The following is a 15,271-nucleotide window of genomic DNA, read 5'->3' as shown; positions in this document are numbered from 1 at the left end:
TTCGCCCGCGGCGAAGTGCGGGTCGGTGCGCCCCGCACCCGCACTCTGCCGCGGACGAGCATCCGGCCCCTCGTTCGCCCGCGCCGGAGTGCGGGTCGAGGGGCCCCGCACCCGCACAGTGCCGCGGGCGAATCACGGGGCCGGGTGCTCGAGGCATCGCGGGCGCTCCCGCACTCTGCCGCGGGCGACGCGCGGTGCGGGGTACCCGGGTACATCCTCCGCGCCCACGCAGGTGTCGTGCCAGGATGGAGGCCACGCGGACCCGCGCCGGTGGAAGGACGCCCGATGACCGAACCGATCACGTCACCGAACTCCAGCAAGCTGCTGCGCTCATCCATCTGGGTGGCGATCGGGGCGCTCATCGCCGCGGCCATCGTGTGCGTCGTGTGGGTGCTGATCGGCGACGCGAACGGCATGGTGGGCAAGGCCTTCCTGACGATCCTGCTGCTCGCGGCGTTCGCCGGCATCGCGATCCTCGAGGCCAACCTCGCGCCGCGCCGCCCCGCCTGGTTCGCGCTGGCGAGCATGGTCAGCTGGGTGCTGATCCTCCTGCTGGGCGCCTTCCTCATCTGGATGCCGGAGACCGACGACTACTTCGGCAGCGGCGCCGAGCGGTTCATGAAGTTCCTGCTCATCGTGCTGATCGTCCAGGCCGCGCTCCTGCACATCCGGCTGTTCTCGAAGGCACACGCCCGGCACGAGACGACGTTCACGACGATCGTCACCTACGTCACGATCGCCCTCGTCGTCATCCTCGCCGTGATGCTGATCGTGCCGATCATGGTCGAGGAGTACGTGGACTTCCTGCCCCTGTACTGGCGCGTGGTCGTGGCGCTCGCGATCCTCGCCGCGGTCGGTACGGCACTCGTCCCGCTCGTCAATGCGCTCTTCGCGCCGAAGAAGGAGCGCCCCGCGCGCGTCGCCGCCGCGTACCCCGGTGCCCCGGCCGCCGTGCAGTGGCCCACCTACGGCGACGGCGCCACACCCCTTCCGGTCATGCCCGACGGCAGCCCGGACTGGAACGCGTACTACACCGGCTACCCGACGTACCCGCAGGGATACCCCGCCGCGATCGCGGGCCAGCCTGCGCCTTTCGCGGCCGGCTCGCCCTCGGCCCCGGCCGACCCGTCCGCTCCGGCGATCACGCCCTCCGAGCCCAGCCCGCCCTCCGAGCCCAGCCCGCACACCGAGCCCAGCCCGCACACCGAGCCGCCCGCGCAGGGACAGCAGCAGGGACAGCAGCAGGGACAGCAGCCCGGTTACCAGGGCTACCCGCCGCCCCCGCCGCCGCCGCAGTAGTCAGCGGCCGAGCAGCTCCAGCGCCGCCATGGCCGCGTTGTGGCCGCCGATGCCGCTGACGGCACCGCCCCGGCGCGCGCCGGATCCGCAGACCAGGATGCGCTCGTGGGAGGTCGCGACGCCCCATCGCTGCGCGGGGGTGTCGAGCGCCTCGTCGTCACCGGCCCACGGCCAGCTCAGCGCGCCGTGGAAGATGTCGCCACCGGTCATCGCGAGCGACCGTTCGAGATCGCCGGTCGTCCGCGCCTCGATGCACGGCGTCCCGTCCGGGGCCTCGTAGAGGCAGTCGGCGATCGGCTCGGCCAGCACGGAGTCCAGCGACCGCTGTGCGGCGGCGAGCAGCTCGGCGCGCACGGCGTCGGCATCCGCCCCCGCGACGAGCCGGTGCGGCACCTGCAGACCGAACAGGGTGAGCGTCTGTGCGCCGGAGGCGCGGAGCTCCGGGCCGAGGATCGAGGGGTCGGTGAGCGAGTGGCAGTAGATCTCGGCGGGGAGCGGGTCGGGGATCCGTCCTGCGGTCGCGGCGTCGTGCGCGGCATCCAGCTGGGTCATCGTCTCGTTGATGTGGAAGGTGCCGGCGAAGGCCGCCTCCGGCGCGACGGTGTCGTCGCGGAGGCGCGGGAGGCGCGACAGGAGCATGTTGACCTTCACCTGAGCGCCCTCCGGCCCGCCTTCCGGGCTGGGCGATGCGAGCAGCCGGTCGAGCACGGCCGGGCCGACGCCGCTCAGGATGAGACGTCCTGCGATCACGGTGCCGTCCTGCAGGGTGACCTCCCCGTCCGGGGACACGGCGGAGACCGTCGCGCCGGTGCGCAGCTCGGCGCCCGCCGCGCGGGCGGCCCGCTCGAGGGCGCCGCTGACCTGTCCCATGCCGCCGACCGGCACGTCCCAGTCGCCGGTCCCGCCGCCGATCACGTGGTAGAGGAAGCAGCGGTTCTGACTGAGGGACGGGTCGTCGGATGCGGCGAACGTGCCGATCAGGCCGTCGGTCAGCGCGATGCCGCGCGCCAGGTCGGACGAGAAGGAGTCGCGGAGCAGCCCATCGAGCGGACGCCGGATGACGGCATCCCACAGATCGGCGTCGCGGATCTCCCCGCGCACGTCCGACTCGCGCCGCAGCGGCTCCGTCACCGTCGGGAACAGGATGCCGGCGAGCGGCAGAAGCCGCTCGTAGAAGGCCGCGAACCGCTCCGCCTCGCGCCCGTCACCCGTCGTGCGGAGGAAGCTCGCGGCGGTGGCCGCCGCATCCCCGTTGTCGACGAGGCTGCCGCGTCGCGGGTCGGCGGGATCCGGGGTGTACGACGAGTACCGCCGGCGGCGCAGGTCCAGCGTCAGGCCGAGGTCGTCGATGACGCGCCGGGGGAGGAGGCTCACGAGGTACGAGTAGCGCGAAAGCCGCGCATCGACGCCCGCCCAAGGCCGTTCGGACACCGCCGCACCGCCGAGATGATCGAGCCGTTCCAGCACGATGACCCGCCGTCCGGCGCGGCCGAGATACGCGGCGGCGACGAGGGCGTTGTGCCCTCCGCCGACGATGACGACGTCGTACGGTGCAGTCATGGCTCCACGCTAGTGCGCGTAGCGTGGGAGCCATGGTGGATGCGCAGGAGCTGCTCGAACTGGCCCGCGGGATCGCTCGGGAGGCCGGAGCGCTCGCCGTCCGGCGGCGCCTCGAGGGTGTCGAGATCGCCGCGACGAAGTCGGCCGTCGCCGACATCGTGACCGCCGCCGACCGTGAGGTCGAGGCGCTCATCCGCCGCCGGCTCGTCGAGGCGCGTCCGGGCGACGGCTTCCTCGGCGAGGAGTCCGCCGCCGAGCGCGGCACGACCGACATCACGTGGGTGGTCGACCCGATCGACGGCACCGTGAACTACGCGTACGGCATCCCGCACTTCGCCGTCAGCATCGCCGCCGTCGCGGGCGAGCCGGTCGCGACCGACTGGATGCCGCTGGTCGGCGTCGTCTTCGATCCGTCGCACGACGAGCTCTTCTTCGCGACGCGCGGGGGCGGAGCCTGGCTCGGCGAGCAGCGGCTCGCCGTCTCCGGGCCGTCCGAGGCCGGCGCGCTGCTGGCCACCGGGTTCGGGTACGACCCCGCGACCCACGAGGGCGACCTCGCGAGGGTGCGTCGCGTCATGCCCCTCGCCCGCGACCTCCGCCGGGCGGGAGCGGCCTCGCTCGACCTCGCGTACGTCGCCGCCGGGCGCCTCGACGGCTACTTCGAGCGCGGGCTGCACCCCTGGGACCACGCCGCCGGCGGCCTGCTCGTCACGGAGGCCGGCGGAGTGCTCGGCGGACAGCCGCACGATGTGCCCGGTCGGGACATGACGATCGCCGCCGGGCCGGCACTGTTCGAACTGATCACACGCGCGGTATATCGGTAAGTCGTTCATGGCGCTCTCAGGATTGTCGCGGTAGTGTTTACCCGATCGTTACCTTTGCACCCGAAGCAAAGAACGGTCTGATTCCCCCGAAATACCCCCCGCTTACCCGAGCGGCCCGACCCGAGAGCCACCCGATTTGACCCTCGACGCCCATGTGGCTGACAGCGCGCCCACGCGCCGCAGCCGTCGTCCCTCCGCGCCCGCCCCGGCGTCGCAGGGCGCCATGACGCGTGCCGAATGGCGTCGGCTGACGGCCGAGATCGACGGCGCTCCGCGCGTCGAGGCTGCTCCGGTGGACGAGCACGTCGACGGATCTCCCGTCTCCCTCGTCGAGACCGTCCTCGCTGAGGCGTTCGTCGAGGCGCTCCGCACCGACGTCGCCGAGGCCGCTGCGGCCCCCGAGGCGACGGTCGCACCGCTGCGCCGTCGGGTCCGTCCCGCGCAGGCGCCGTCCGAGGAGCCCGAGGCCGCGGCCGCCGCCGGTGCCGCCTTCACGGCCGTGACGCCGGACGAGACGGATGACTGCCTGGCCGACGAGTTCGAACGCGCCGCGCGACTGTTCTCCTTCACCGGCGAGGTCCCGGTTCAGCGCTCCGCGACGACCGGTGCCGACGATGCCGCACCGCCCGTGCGCGCGGCATCCCTCGCACCCGTCGCCGCATCCCGCCGGTCGGCGTTCAAGCGTGTCGCGGCCGCATCCTTCTCCGTCGGCGTCATGGGCATCGTCGGTCTCCTGGCGGTCGGCATCACGACGCCGGCCTCCGCCGTCGCCGCGGTCAGTGACGGCTCCGCCGACCTGACGGTCTCCTCGAGTGTCACCGAGGTGGCCGGGGACGAGATCCAGGCCTACGTCGCGGCATCCGACACCCAGTCCGACACCCTCAACCGGCCCGAGGCCTACGACGTCGCGTCGATGGCCGACATCGCCGCCGACTCCGGCGTGACCGAGTTCGCCGGGACGTGGGTCAGCGACCCTTCGGCGGCCATCCAGTGGCCGTTCCCGGTCGGTGTGCCGATCTCCGCCGCCTACGGCTCGGGAACCTACCTGGCGCAGTTCTCCTCGCCGCACCGCGGCGTCGACCTGACGCCGGGCGCCGGCGCCGAGGTGCACGTGATCGCGGACGGCACCGTCCGGATCGCGACCGAGGGCGGCGGGGACTACGGCGTGACCGTCGTCGTGGACCACGTCATCGATGGTCAGCTCGTCTCGACGCGCTACGCGCACATGCAGTACAGCTCGCTCCGCGTGCAGGCCGGCGACCGCGTTTCGACCGGCGATGTCATCGGTCTCGTCGGCGCCACCGGCAAGGCCACCGGCGCGCACCTGCACTTCGAGGTGCTGCTGGGCGGCACGACCCGGACCGACCCGATCGCCTGGATGTACGCCCACACGAAGGGCTGAGCGAGTTCTGAGGGATGCCGCGCCTCTGGTATCCTGTTCTGGTTGCCCGCACGCGGGCAGCACGCCCCGATAGCTCAGTGGCAGAGCACTTCCATGGTAAGGAAGGGGTCGTCAGTTCAATCCTGACTCGGGGCTCGTAACACCTCCCGGTGTCACGCGGCAGGGTAGCTCAGCTGGTCAGAGCGCACGACTCATAATCGTGAGGTCGCGGGTTCAAGCCCCGCTCCTGCTACAGATGAGAACCCCCGGATATCCGGGGGTTTTTGCGTTCCGTCGTGCGTGTCGAGGCCGTCCGCTTCGCCGCGCGCCCGCTCGCCGGGCGTAACGTCGTGGGGAACCGAGAGGGAAGAACATGACGGAGAACCCCGTGCCCGCAGCGCGCCCCTGGTCCATCGGAGACGGAGCGGGCCTGCGCCGAGACGGGGTGCCGGCTCTCCTCGTGGGAGGGCAGGTGTTCAACTCGTCGTCGTCGTCGCCCCGTGCGATCGGCCAGTCGTTCGCGCACGTCCGCCGGATGAACGGCAACGTCGTGCTCGCACCCGTGAGCTGGGCGCTCACGGAGCCGGTGGAGGGCGCGTTCGACTTCGCGCTGGTCGACCGGATGATCGAGGAGGCGCGGCACAACGAGCTCCGACTGGTGCTGCTGTGGTTCGGCGCCTACAAGAACGCGGCGTCCACCTACGCGCCGCGGTGGGTGCGCGCCGACACCGAGCGGTTCCCACGCGCCGTCGTGGAGTCCGTGGGTCGGCCGCCGTTCAGCTACGCGGGGGAGACCGCGAAGCCGGTGCTGTCGGTGTTCGGCCGCGAGCTCCGGGAGTCGGATGCCGCGGCGTTCGAAGCGCTGGTCCGCCATCTCGTGCAGGCGGATCCGGGCGGCGTCGTCGCGATGCTCCAGGTGGAGAACGAGTCGGGCCTGCTCGGCGACAGTCGTGATCGCAGCGCGGACGCGGCGGCGGCGTGGGCCGGTCCGGTGCCGGCGCAGGTGATCGCGCGGCTGCCCGACGCGCCTGACGGGGCCTCCTCCGCCCGCACGCTCTGGGAAGCGCGCGGGTCGAGGACATCCGGGTCATGGGCCGAGGTGTTCGGTGAGAGTTCCGCGGCCGATGAGGTCTTCATGGCGTGGGCCTTCGCCGATTATGTGGAGCACATCGCACGGAGAGGGCGCGCGATCGCCGACATCCCGATGTTCGCGAACGCATGGCTGGGGCCGCAGCCCGGGCAGGACGAGCCCGGGCAGTACCCCAGCGGCGGTCCCGCTTCGCGTGTCCTGGACGTGTGGCGGGGGGCTGCGCCGTCGCTCTCCCTTCTCGGACCGGACATCTATGTCGAGCATGCGGACGCGGTCATGCGGGACTACGCGGCCGGCGGTCATCCCTTCTTCGTTCCCGAGAGCCGACTCAGTGCGGGAGAGCTCGTGCGCGCGGTCGGAACATATCGGGCCTTCGGGTGGTCGGGGTTCGGCGTCGACGGCGCGAACCCGGACGGGCAGGTCGCGGCGACGCTGGCGTTCCTCGCGGCGCTCGAAGGTCAGATCGCGGAGGCGCAGCTGAGCGGACGCATCGGCGCCGCGGTGGTCGAGACCGGGGTCGAGGTCGTGCGCCTGCACCTGGGCGGTATCCACGTCGACGCCCGGGGAACGCTCGCGCTCCTGCAGACGATGCTGCTGGACGCCGGCGTGAGCGTCCCGGTTCCGGGTATGACGGTGCCCGACGAGACCCTCCCGGACGCACCCGTGCAGCACCGCGGGGACACGCGCCCGTTCGGACTCGTCTTCGCCGTCGCGGAGGACACGGTCATCGTGATCGGTCGCGAGCTCACGCTGGACTTCTTCGCGGACGATGCGCGGATCGAGATCGACGCCGTCGAAGAGCTGCTCGTGGAAGACGGTGAGGTCACGGTCGCGCGCGTGCTCAACGGCGACGAGCGCCTGCGCATCGTCCCGACGGAGCGGGTGGGCGCCGCACGCATCCGGCTCGTGCGGGTGTGACGCGGCCGGGCGCGGTCTACGAGGGCGCCACGCGGCCGGCGACCCGATCCAGGTCCTCGCGCACCGCGGCCGGCTCAGCCTCGAGGGGCTGATTGTCGCGGTCGTGGGCGCCGTCGAGATCGATGTCGGCGTCGAGCGCCGCGAACAGGGGCTCCATGTCGCTCTGGGCGGTGCCGCGCTCGGCCACCAGCTCGAAGGTCTTCCCGGCGGCTGCCGGTGAGGTGAGCGAGACGACGAGCACATCGGCGATCTGAGAGCGGGCGATCACCCCGTCCGACGCGTTTCCGGCGCGGCGTTCGTCGCCCTGCAGGAACTGCAGCCGGTGCTGGTCGGCGTCGTTGTCGTCGAACCATCCCGGTCGCACGATCGTGTACGGATGGCCGCTCGCACGGACGAGCCGCTCGGCGCGGCGCTTCCAGTCGTGCGCCTTCGTGGACCGGTTGTAGGAGCCGTCGCGGACGGTGACGCCGATGGCGGTCATCAGCGCGATCCGCACCGGACGTGCGCCGATGGCGGTGAGGACATTGCGGACGCCGCCGTAGTCGACGTCGCGGACCCCCGCTTCGCCGCCGTGGGTCCCATGGGTGAAGATGACCGCGTCGATGCCCTCGACGGCGGCGGCGAGGCCGGCCGGGTCCGTCAGGTCGCCCGAGACGACATCCGTGCCGGCAGCGGCAGAGCGCGCCGTGCGGGAGAGGATGCGGATGCGGTGCCCGGCGCGGGTCGCGGCGGCGGTGACGTGGCGGCCGATGCTGCCGGTGCCGCCGACGAGGAGGATCGTGAGTGCGGAGCTGGTCATGCTGTGGTGCCTTTCGGATGCGCGGGTGTGATGATCTGCACGTGTGCTCAGGCGTCCGGGATCGCGCCGAAGACCTGCTTGGCGACGGTGAGGGCGCTCATCGCGCGGGGCCAGCCGGCGTAGAACGCCAGATGGATGATGACCTCTTTGAGCTCATCGTGCGTGAGCCCGTTGTCCTGCGCGATGCGAAGGTGGCCCACGAGCTGCTCCGTCGATCCGTTCGCGATCAGAGTGGCGACGGTGATGAGGCTGCGATCGCGCGGTGCGAGACCGGGCCGTTTCCAGATGTCGCCGAACAGGACGTCATCGGTCAGCTCGACGAGCTTCGGGGCGAAATCGCCGATCGCGCGCTGCGCGGGAGTGGGTTCTGTCATCACGGGTTCCTTTCGTCGTGGTTCGCGATCACGCCGGACGTGCGGCGGCGAGGGTGGTGGGTGCGTGATCGCCGTCGGCAGCCGACGTCGCGTCGCGGCGGCGGAGGGCTGCGGATGCCGGGACGATGACGGCGAGCACGATCAGGAGGGCAGCGAGGAGGAAGACGCTCCCGGCGGTCAGGGCTGCCGTGGCTTCGACGGTGATGGCGGCCGCGACCCCCCGGTCGGTCCCGACTGCGGCAGCGCCCGCCACGGCGACGAAAATGCCGAGGCCGAGGGAGGACCCGACCTGGTGGAAGGTGTTCACGACGCCGGAAGCGGCGCCGGCGTCCGCTGCGGTGGCACCCGAGATCCCGAACGTGGTCATCGGCGCGAAGGCGAGACCCTGCCCGGCGCCGATCAGCAGCATGGGGAGGGCGACGGCGGTGAGGTAGCTGCTGTCGGGGGCGATGCGACTCAGCCAGAGCATCCCCGCCAGGGTCAGCGCGATGCCGACCACGAGCGGCAGGGTGTTTCCGAACCGGGCGGTGAGCCGCGGAATCGCGACCGCGACGGCGAAGTTGACGAGCGTCATCGGCAGGAATGCGAGTCCCGCCTGCAGCGGAGTGAAGCCGAGCGCCTCCTGCAGGTACTGGCTGGTGAAGAAGAAGAAGCCGATCATGGCGCCCAGGTACAGCAGTCGCGTGAGGTAGGCGCCGGTCCGCAGGCGGCTGGCGAACAGACGCAGCGGCATGATCGGCTGCACTGCACGTGCCTCGGCCACGATGAAGAGTGTCAGCACGACCGCCGCGACGGCGAAGCCGACCAGCGTCGCGGGGCTGGCCCATCCGTTGTCGGCCGCGTTCAGGGTCGCGAAGACGAGGGATCCGACGCCGACGGTGGAGGTCAGCGCCCCGATGATGTCGAACCGGCCGGGCAGCGGGGGAGTGCGCGGGAGGAACCGCGGCGCCAGCACCAGCATCGCCAGTCCGATGGGGACGTTGATGAAGAATCCCGCGCGCCAGGAGAACCACGACGCCATGGCCCCGCCGACGACGAGGCCCAGGCTGGCGCCGATGCCGGCCGTCGCGGAGTACCAGGCGACCGCGCGGGAGCGCTCCTGACCGTGGAACGTCACCGTGATCAACGACAGGGCGGAGGGCGCCACGATCGCTGCGCCGACGCCCTGGAGGGCACGAGAGGCGATGATCCACCATCCGGCGGGGGAGAGGGCGATGAGGAGCGATGCGACGGAGAACACGATGAGCCCGATGATGAAGACGGGCTTCCGGCCCAGGATGTCGCCGGCGCGGGCGCCGAGGAGCAGCAGTCCGCCGAAGACGAGCGTGTACGCGTTCTGCACCCAGGCCAGCTCGGTGCCGCTGAGCTGCAGGTCGGCCTGCAGGCTCGGCAGTGCCGTGAAGATCACGGAGTTGTCGAGCAGGATCATGAAGTAGCTCACGAGGACGATCGTCAGGATCGCGCCCTTGTGCAGCGGTGCCGTGCCGTTCGCATCGGTCATCGAGGTCATCGAGGTCATCGAGGTCATCGGTCTGCCTTCGCCGTGGGTGGATATGCCAAGACAATCGCCTCGCTCGCGCGTGCGGGAGTGGCTGCCTTCCCCGGTACTGGCAGACCCTCCCAGTCCCTCGAGGGCGGAGCGTAGCGTCGACGTCGACCGAGAGAGGCAGTCGAATGGACATCGAACCGAGCCGACCCACCACCAAGAACCCGCCGGCGCAGTTCGCCGGTGATGTCTGGTTGGATGTCGTCGCTGCGCCGCACGAGCCGGATCAGCGCATGACGGTGGCGATCGTGCGCTTCGCGCCCGGTGCGCGCACCGCGTGGCATTCGCACGCGCGCGGGCAGTATCTCCGCGTCACCCAGGGCGTCGCCCGATTCGGGCGCCGCGATGGCACGGTCATCGAGGCGCACGCGGGGCAGACCGTCTACACGCCGCCGGGCGAGGACCACTGGCATGCGGCATCCCCGGATTCCTACATGGAGCACATCGCCATGCTCGAAGCCGGCGACGACCCCGCACGGACCACGGTGTGGAAGGAGCACATCACCGACGACGAGTACTCCGGTCCGGTCGCTGCGCCGGGGACGGCTGACCGCTAGACCGCCGACACCCGCTCAGCCGAGGGATCCCCAGACCGCGCGAGACCCGGACTCTCCGGCGAGCACGACGACCACCACGCTGCCCGCCGCGGCGATCACGGCGACGGCGATCAACCCGATGTCGACCGCGCGTGCGGTGCCCGGGGCGGCCGCGCGCACACGCGTCCGCCCGACGCGATGCCACACCCATTGCGCGGTCGCGACGAGGAACACCGCGATCGCCCACGGCAGCAGCATCCGGCCGAAGCCTTCGTGCCGTTGGACGGCCGGGAGCGGCCCGACCGCCTCCTTTAGGGATTCGCCGGCGAGGACCGTGATCGGCACGAGCACCAGCACGACGAGCGCGGCGATCGGGGTCACGAGCCCGAGACGGGCACGGGCAGCGGGCCACACCGCGCTCAGGAGGAGCGCGAGGGCGGTCAGCGGCACGAGGATCACGACCGCGTGCACGACCAGCGGGTGGAGCGGGAGGCCCGATACCTCGAGCGCCGTCTGCGAAGGGTTCATACTCGGACCACGGAACACGCGCCCGTCCGGTTCACCCGCCGCGGATGAACCGGCGGGGCGCGCATCTCGTGTCCTCTCCGAGGGAGGTGACCGATGCCGGCCGATGATGCCGCACGCCTCACTGCGCTCTACGACGCGCACGCCGGACCGGTGTGGCGGTACGTCGTGCACCTGACCGGCGATCGGACCGGCGCCGACGACGTGGTGCAGGAGACTCTGCTGCGCGCGTGGCGCAGCCCTCGCATCCTGGAGCAGGATCCGGCGACGACGCGGTCCTGGCTGTTCACGGTCGCGCGGCACCTCGTGGTCGACGAGGTGCGCAGCGCGCACCACCGGCACGAGCAGGCGGTCGCCGATCTGCCCGAGCGTGCGCGCAGCGACGATACCGACGCCCTGTTCGAGGCGATCCTCATCGAGGAGGCGCTCGCCACGCTGAGCGCCGACCATCGTGCGGTCATCGTCACCGCCTACTACGGCGGGCGCAGCATCGCGCAGGCCGCGACCGAGCTCGGCGTCCCCGAGGGCACCGTCAAGTCCCGGCTGCACTATGCGCTGCGCGCTCTGCGGCTGGCGTTCCAGGAGAGAGGAGTCACCCAATGAATGTGGAGCACCCGCAGTACGCGGAGTGGGACGCGGCTTATGTGCTCGGGGCGCTCTCGACCTCCGATCGGCGTCTGTTCGAGGCCCATCTCGCCGAGTGCGCGCTGTGCCGCGCGGCCGTCGCCGAACTCGCCCCCACCGTCGGGCTGCTGTCCCGCGTGACCGCCGACGTCGTGACCCGCCTGGACGAGGGGCCGGATGCCGGTGGCCCCGCGGCGCTGATCTCGCTGGCCGGCGAACGCCGCCGTCGCCGGCGCCGGGTGGGGTGGATCGCCGCGGCCGCGGCGATCGCGCTCCTCGTGCCGGCCGCGGTGGGGACGGGACTGGCGCTGAGCGCGGCCACGCAGCCGACCGCCTCGTTCGCGCTGGAGGAGGTCCGCGACGTGACCCTCGAGGCGTCCGTCCGGCTCACCGACGTCGCCTGGGGGACCCGGGTCGATCTGGAGTGCCGCTACCCGCCCGGGGGCGACGCGCCGCCGGGCGGGTGGGTGTACGCGCTCGCCGTCATCGGCGTCGACGGGGACGAGACGGTGTCGACCTGGCGAGCCGCGCCCGGGACGACCTCCACCCTCAGCGGGGCGACCGCGCTCGCCGTCGAAGACATCCGGGCCGTGGAGATCCGCTCGGCGTCCGGGGAGGTCCTGATGCGCCGCGATCTGCCTGCCGACTGAACCATTCACCCGCCGCCGTCGTGTCACCGACGGGCCGCGTCCGCGGCCGGATCGGAAGGATGTGCCATGCGGATCAGACACGCCGCGGGGGCCGCTGCCCTCGCGCTCCTGCTCGCCCTCGCGGGCTGCTCGGGATCGACGTCACCCGACGGCGACGGGACGTCGGCCTCCCCCTCGGACCCCGGTCCGAGCGCGGAACCCACCGACGGTGCGTCCTCGGATGCGGCGCTCATGCTCGCGGAATCGCCGCTCGGCGAGATCGTCGTGGACGGACAAGGCATGACGGTGTACATGTTCGACAACGACACCCAGGGCGCCACGACGAGTGCCTGTACCGGCCAGTGCCTCGCGAACTGGCCGATCGTCACGAGTGACAGCGCGACGCCGGCCGTCGAGGGCGTCACGGGCACCGTCGCGACGATCGACTCTCCGGACGGACAGAAGCAGGTCACCCTCAACGGGTGGCCGCTGTACTACTTCGTCGGCGACTCGGCCGCCGGAGACACCGCCGGCCAGGGCGTCAACGACGTCTGGTGGGTGCTCTCGGCCGCGGGGGAGAAGATCAGCGGTTGACCACGGCGACGCGACGGGGCCCCGCACCCCCCAGGGCATTCGGGCCTCGTCGCGCTGCTCAGACCTCGATGCCGACGCTCCCCGTGCAGCGGGCGAGTTCCTCCTCGGTCAGTCGCAGGTCCCCGGCCTTCGCCGAGTCGGTGATCGACTCCGGGCGTCGGGCGCCCGGGATGGGGACGACGCGGGGGCTCAGGGAGAGCTCCCAGGCGAGCACCACCTGCTGCGCGCTGACGCCGTGGTCCGCGCCGATCTCCCGGAAGGCGGTGAAGCGTTCGCCGACCTCCCGGCCGCCGCCTCCCGTGCCGCCGAGGGGGCTCCAGGGGAGGAACGCGATGCCGTGCGCGTCGCAGTACTGCAGTTCGCCGTAGCTGCCCGGGTGTCGCGGCGAGAACTCGTTCTGGACGCTGGCCAGGTTCCCCTCGCCGAGCACCTGCTGCGCGATCTCGATCTCCTCGACGCTGGCGTTGGAGATGCCGACCGCGCGGATGAGGCCCTCGGACTGCAGGGTGCGGAGGTTCTCCATGATCTCGCCGTAGACCATCCAGCGGTCCGGGCGGTGGTACTGGTACAGGTCGATGACGTCGACGCCGAGGTTCTCCATCGAGCGCTCGATCGCGGAACGCAGGTAGGAGAGGGAGCCGTCGCGGCCGAAGTCCTTCTCCTCGGTCCGCGTGATCCCGCCCTTCGTCCCCACCAGGATGCCGGACGCGTCGCCGTCCCATGACCGCAGCGCATCACGGACGATGCGCTCGTTGTGACCCATCTCCTGCCATGACGGGGAGTAGATGTCGGCGGTGTCGATGAACGTCACGCCGGCCTCGAGCGCGGCGTGCACGGTAGCGACGGCGTCCGCCCGCTCCGGGTAGACGCGGTCGCTGTTCATCGACATGGGCATGGCGCCGAGGCCGATCGCCGACACGGTGAACGGTCCGATGGTGCGCTGATCCACGATGGCTCCTCTGTTCCCGAGCGCCCCGGGCGGGGCGAAACCCGACGGCATCCACTCTGTCAGAGGGGACGCGCCGGGATCACGGTCCGCGCGGGGATCACGGCGATGGCGACTCCACGGGGTCCGGCAGCGTCACCGACGCCAGGTGCTCGGGCACGTGGACGTTCCAGCCGAGCTCGCGCTTGATCCGGGCGCGGAGGGCGTCGGCCGCCGCGGGTTCGCCGTGCGTGACGTAGACGGCGCGGGGCGGCGATGCCGTCGCGCGCATCCAGGCGATGAGGCCATCGGCATCCGCGTGCGCCGACATCGTGTCGACGTTGACGACCTCCGCTCGGATCGGAACGTCCGTGCCGAAGATCCGGACCTCCGACGCGCCTCCGAGAAGCGCGGAACCCCGGGTTCCGCCGGCCTGGAAGCCGGTCAGGATCACCGCATTGCGCGGGTCGGGCCCGTAGGCGCGGAGATGGTGCAGGATCCGCCCGCCGGTCAGCATCCCGCTGGCCGAGATGATGATCATCGGCCCGCCCCGCAGGTTGAGGAGCTTCGATTCGTCGACCGACCGAACCGGTGTCGCCAGGTCGTACAGCCGGCGCACATCGGCGACCGACAGCCGGTGCTGGTCGGGGTGCCTGGAGTAGACATCGGCCACGCTGACGGCCATCGGGCTGTTCAGGAAGATCGGCACGTCGGGGATCTCGCCGCGGTCGCGCAGCCGGGCCAGGTGGAGCAGGACCGTCTCCGTCCGGCCGACCGCGAATGCGGGGATGAGCACGACTCCGTTCCTGCGCACCACCCGCCGGATCACGTCTCCCAGCACCGCTTCCGGGTTCACGTCGGCGTGGTGTCGATCGCCGTAGGTGGATTCGGTGACCAGGACGTCGGCGGGTTCGAAGGGGTGCGGCGGCTGCATCAGCGGATCGTCGGATCGACCCAGGTCGCCGGTGAAGTGCACGAGACGCCCATCGATGCGCAGTCGCACCCCGGTGGCGCCGAGGATGTGACCGGCGGGGACCAGGCGGACCGCGACGTCCGGCGCGATCGAGCGCTCGTCCCCCTCCTCCAGCACCTCGAAGCGGTCCAACGCCCGCTGGGCGTCTGCCTCGGTGTACAGGGGCCGCGGGTCGGTGTGGGAAGACCACTTGTGCTTCGCGGCGAACCGGGCTTCCTCCTCGAGGAGATGGGCGCTGTCCGGCAGCATGATCCGGCACAGCTCGGCGGTCCCTCGGCTGGCGTAGATCCGGCCGGGGAAGCCATCGCGCACGAGCGCGGGCAGATACCCCGAATGGTCCAGATGGGCGTGGCTGACGACGACCGCGTCGATGGAGTCCGGCCGCACCGGGAACGGAGCCCGGTTCCGTTCGCGAAGGACCTTGAACCCCTGGAACATGCCGCAGTCGACCAGGACGCGCGCTGACCCGTCGTCGATCAGATAGCGCGATCCCGTCACGGAGTCGGCCGCCCCGAGGAACGACAGGGTCGGTCGCGCGACGCGAAGCTGCGCGTCCATGATCATCCGCCGGACGATGACCGGCGCGCGTTCCCCACGTTCATGGCTCCAGCCTCGCGCCGGTCGGAAGCGCAGGTCGGGACCATCGTCACGTCGGTTTCGCCGACCCGGCGATC

The 15,271-nt window shown here is 71.6% G+C and carries 15 protein-coding genes and 2 tRNA genes; 10 read left to right on the top strand and 7 right to left on the bottom strand.

Annotation, left to right across the window (positions count from 1 at the left end):
- Positions 1–285: 285 nt before the first annotated feature.
- Positions 286–1,299: a hypothetical protein gene (locus tag QZL85_RS05110; protein ID WP_295574457.1), complete on the top strand. Its 1,014-nt coding sequence runs from the start codon at positions 286–288 to the stop codon at positions 1,297–1,299.
- Here the strand turns inward: QZL85_RS05110 and QZL85_RS05105 are convergent, their stop codons facing one another.
- Entirely contained in the window at positions 1,300–2,859 is a 1,560-nt protein-coding gene (locus QZL85_RS05105) for an NAD(P)/FAD-dependent oxidoreductase (protein WP_295574454.1), read from the bottom strand.
- A gap of 32 nt (positions 2,860–2,891) precedes the next feature.
- On the opposite strand from QZL85_RS05105, the gene QZL85_RS05100 reads away from it, so the two are divergent.
- From QZL85_RS05100 to QZL85_RS05080, 5 genes are all read left to right on the top strand, one after another.
- Positions 2,892–3,683 (top strand): inositol monophosphatase family protein, encoded by a 792-nt coding sequence (locus QZL85_RS05100; RefSeq protein WP_295574452.1) that lies wholly within the window; start codon positions 2,892–2,894, stop codon positions 3,681–3,683.
- Positions 3,684–3,906: 223 nt separating this feature from the next.
- A complete protein-coding gene (locus QZL85_RS05095; protein ID WP_295574450.1) occupies positions 3,907–5,085 on the top strand; it encodes a M23 family metallopeptidase in 1,179 nt (392 codons plus the stop codon).
- Positions 5,086–5,148: 63 nt separating this feature from the next.
- Positions 5,149–5,220 (top strand) — tRNA-Thr (locus tag QZL85_RS05090).
- A gap of 23 nt (positions 5,221–5,243) precedes the next feature.
- A tRNA-Met gene (locus QZL85_RS05085) sits at positions 5,244–5,317 on the top strand.
- A 120-nt stretch (positions 5,318–5,437) separates the two neighbouring features.
- Entirely contained in the window at positions 5,438–7,072 is a 1,635-nt protein-coding gene (locus QZL85_RS05080; protein WP_295574446.1) for a DUF5597 domain-containing protein, read from the top strand.
- 16 nt (positions 7,073–7,088) lie between these two features.
- Here QZL85_RS05080 and QZL85_RS05075 read toward each other — a convergent pair whose 3' ends face one another.
- Genes QZL85_RS05075 through QZL85_RS05065 form a run of 3 tightly spaced genes read right to left on the bottom strand, consistent with a single transcriptional unit; the run spans position 7,089 to position 9,773 of the window.
- Positions 7,089–7,871, bottom strand: coding sequence for an SDR family oxidoreductase (locus QZL85_RS05075; RefSeq protein ID WP_295574443.1), 783 nt, complete (start codon positions 7,869–7,871; stop codon positions 7,089–7,091).
- Between the two features lie 47 nt (positions 7,872–7,918).
- The gene (locus QZL85_RS05070) at positions 7,919–8,245 is read right to left on the bottom strand and encodes a carboxymuconolactone decarboxylase family protein (RefSeq protein WP_295574441.1); all 327 of its coding nucleotides are present in this window, start codon (positions 8,243–8,245) and stop codon (positions 7,919–7,921) included.
- Positions 8,246–8,273: 28 nt separating this feature from the next.
- Entirely contained in the window at positions 8,274–9,773 is a 1,500-nt protein-coding gene (locus QZL85_RS05065; protein WP_295574439.1) for an MFS transporter, read from the bottom strand.
- Positions 9,774–9,919: 146 nt separating this feature from the next.
- Between QZL85_RS05065 and QZL85_RS05060 the strand changes: the two genes are divergently transcribed.
- Entirely contained in the window at positions 9,920–10,348 is a 429-nt protein-coding gene (locus QZL85_RS05060; protein WP_295574438.1) for a cupin domain-containing protein, read from the top strand.
- Between the two features lie 15 nt (positions 10,349–10,363).
- Here the strand turns inward: QZL85_RS05060 and QZL85_RS05055 are convergent, their stop codons facing one another.
- The gene (locus tag QZL85_RS05055) at positions 10,364–10,855 is read right to left on the bottom strand and encodes a DUF2231 domain-containing protein (protein WP_295574435.1); all 492 of its coding nucleotides are present in this window, start codon (positions 10,853–10,855) and stop codon (positions 10,364–10,366) included.
- A 93-nt stretch (positions 10,856–10,948) separates the two neighbouring features.
- On the opposite strand from QZL85_RS05055, the gene QZL85_RS05050 reads away from it, so the two are divergent.
- The 3 genes from QZL85_RS05050 to QZL85_RS05040 all read left to right on the top strand — a co-directional run bounded on the left by QZL85_RS05050 (position 10,949) and on the right by QZL85_RS05040 (position 12,699).
- Positions 10,949–11,455: a sigma-70 family RNA polymerase sigma factor gene (locus QZL85_RS05050; protein WP_295574433.1), complete on the top strand. Its 507-nt coding sequence runs from the start codon at positions 10,949–10,951 to the stop codon at positions 11,453–11,455.
- Positions 11,452–12,126 carry a zf-HC2 domain-containing protein gene (locus QZL85_RS05045; protein WP_295574432.1) on the top strand — a complete coding sequence of 225 codons (675 nt, stop codon included), beginning with the start codon at positions 11,452–11,454 and terminating at the stop codon, positions 12,124–12,126. The genes QZL85_RS05050 and QZL85_RS05045 overlap by 4 nt, the downstream gene beginning before the upstream one ends.
- 66 nt (positions 12,127–12,192) lie before the next feature.
- On the top strand, positions 12,193–12,699 hold the full coding sequence (locus QZL85_RS05040; protein ID WP_295574430.1) for a hypothetical protein: 507 nt from the start codon (positions 12,193–12,195) through the stop codon (positions 12,697–12,699).
- Positions 12,700–12,757: 58 nt separating this feature from the next.
- On the opposite strand, the gene QZL85_RS05035 is transcribed toward QZL85_RS05040, so the two are convergent.
- Together QZL85_RS05035 and QZL85_RS05030 are read right to left on the bottom strand one after the other, a co-directional pair.
- Positions 12,758–13,648 (bottom strand): aldo/keto reductase, encoded by an 891-nt coding sequence (locus QZL85_RS05035; protein WP_295574428.1) that lies wholly within the window; start codon positions 13,646–13,648, stop codon positions 12,758–12,760.
- Between the two features lie 97 nt (positions 13,649–13,745).
- Positions 13,746–15,155, bottom strand: a complete 1,410-nt coding sequence (locus tag QZL85_RS05030; RefSeq protein ID WP_295574425.1) for an MBL fold metallo-hydrolase RNA specificity domain-containing protein — start codon at positions 15,153–15,155, stop codon at positions 13,746–13,748.
- Positions 15,156–15,271 lie beyond the last annotated feature (116 nt).

Source organism: uncultured Microbacterium sp. (assembly GCF_900078385.1).
Taxonomy (GTDB): Bacteria; Actinomycetota; Actinomycetes; order Actinomycetales; family Microbacteriaceae; genus Microbacterium.
Note: the sequence above shows the minus strand (reverse complement) of the source record. Positions and strands in the feature narration are given on the sequence as shown.

Coding starts and splice junctions, on each gene's coding strand:
- QZL85_RS05110 (WP_295574457.1), top strand. CDS start 286: ATGACCGAACCGATCACGTCACCGAACTCCAGCAAGCTGCTGCGCTCA.
- QZL85_RS05105 (WP_295574454.1), bottom strand. CDS start 2,859: ATGACTGCACCGTACGACGTCGTCATCGTCGGCGGAGGGCACAACGCC.
- QZL85_RS05100 (WP_295574452.1), top strand. CDS start 2,892: ATGGTGGATGCGCAGGAGCTGCTCGAACTGGCCCGCGGGATCGCTCGG.
- QZL85_RS05095 (WP_295574450.1), top strand. CDS start 3,907: ATGACGCGTGCCGAATGGCGTCGGCTGACGGCCGAGATCGACGGCGCT.
- QZL85_RS05080 (WP_295574446.1), top strand. CDS start 5,438: ATGACGGAGAACCCCGTGCCCGCAGCGCGCCCCTGGTCCATCGGAGAC.
- QZL85_RS05075 (WP_295574443.1), bottom strand. CDS start 7,871: ATGACCAGCTCCGCACTCACGATCCTCCTCGTCGGCGGCACCGGCAGC.
- QZL85_RS05070 (WP_295574441.1), bottom strand. CDS start 8,245: ATGACAGAACCCACTCCCGCGCAGCGCGCGATCGGCGATTTCGCCCCG.
- QZL85_RS05065 (WP_295574439.1), bottom strand. CDS start 9,773: ATGACCTCGATGACCTCGATGACCTCGATGACCGATGCGAACGGCACG.
- QZL85_RS05060 (WP_295574438.1), top strand. CDS start 9,920: ATGGACATCGAACCGAGCCGACCCACCACCAAGAACCCGCCGGCGCAG.
- QZL85_RS05055 (WP_295574435.1), bottom strand. CDS start 10,855: ATGAACCCTTCGCAGACGGCGCTCGAGGTATCGGGCCTCCCGCTCCAC.
- QZL85_RS05050 (WP_295574433.1), top strand. CDS start 10,949: ATGCCGGCCGATGATGCCGCACGCCTCACTGCGCTCTACGACGCGCAC.
- QZL85_RS05045 (WP_295574432.1), top strand. CDS start 11,452: ATGAATGTGGAGCACCCGCAGTACGCGGAGTGGGACGCGGCTTATGTG.
- QZL85_RS05040 (WP_295574430.1), top strand. CDS start 12,193: ATGCGGATCAGACACGCCGCGGGGGCCGCTGCCCTCGCGCTCCTGCTC.
- QZL85_RS05030 (WP_295574425.1), bottom strand. CDS start 15,155: ATGGACGCGCAGCTTCGCGTCGCGCGACCGACCCTGTCGTTCCTCGGG.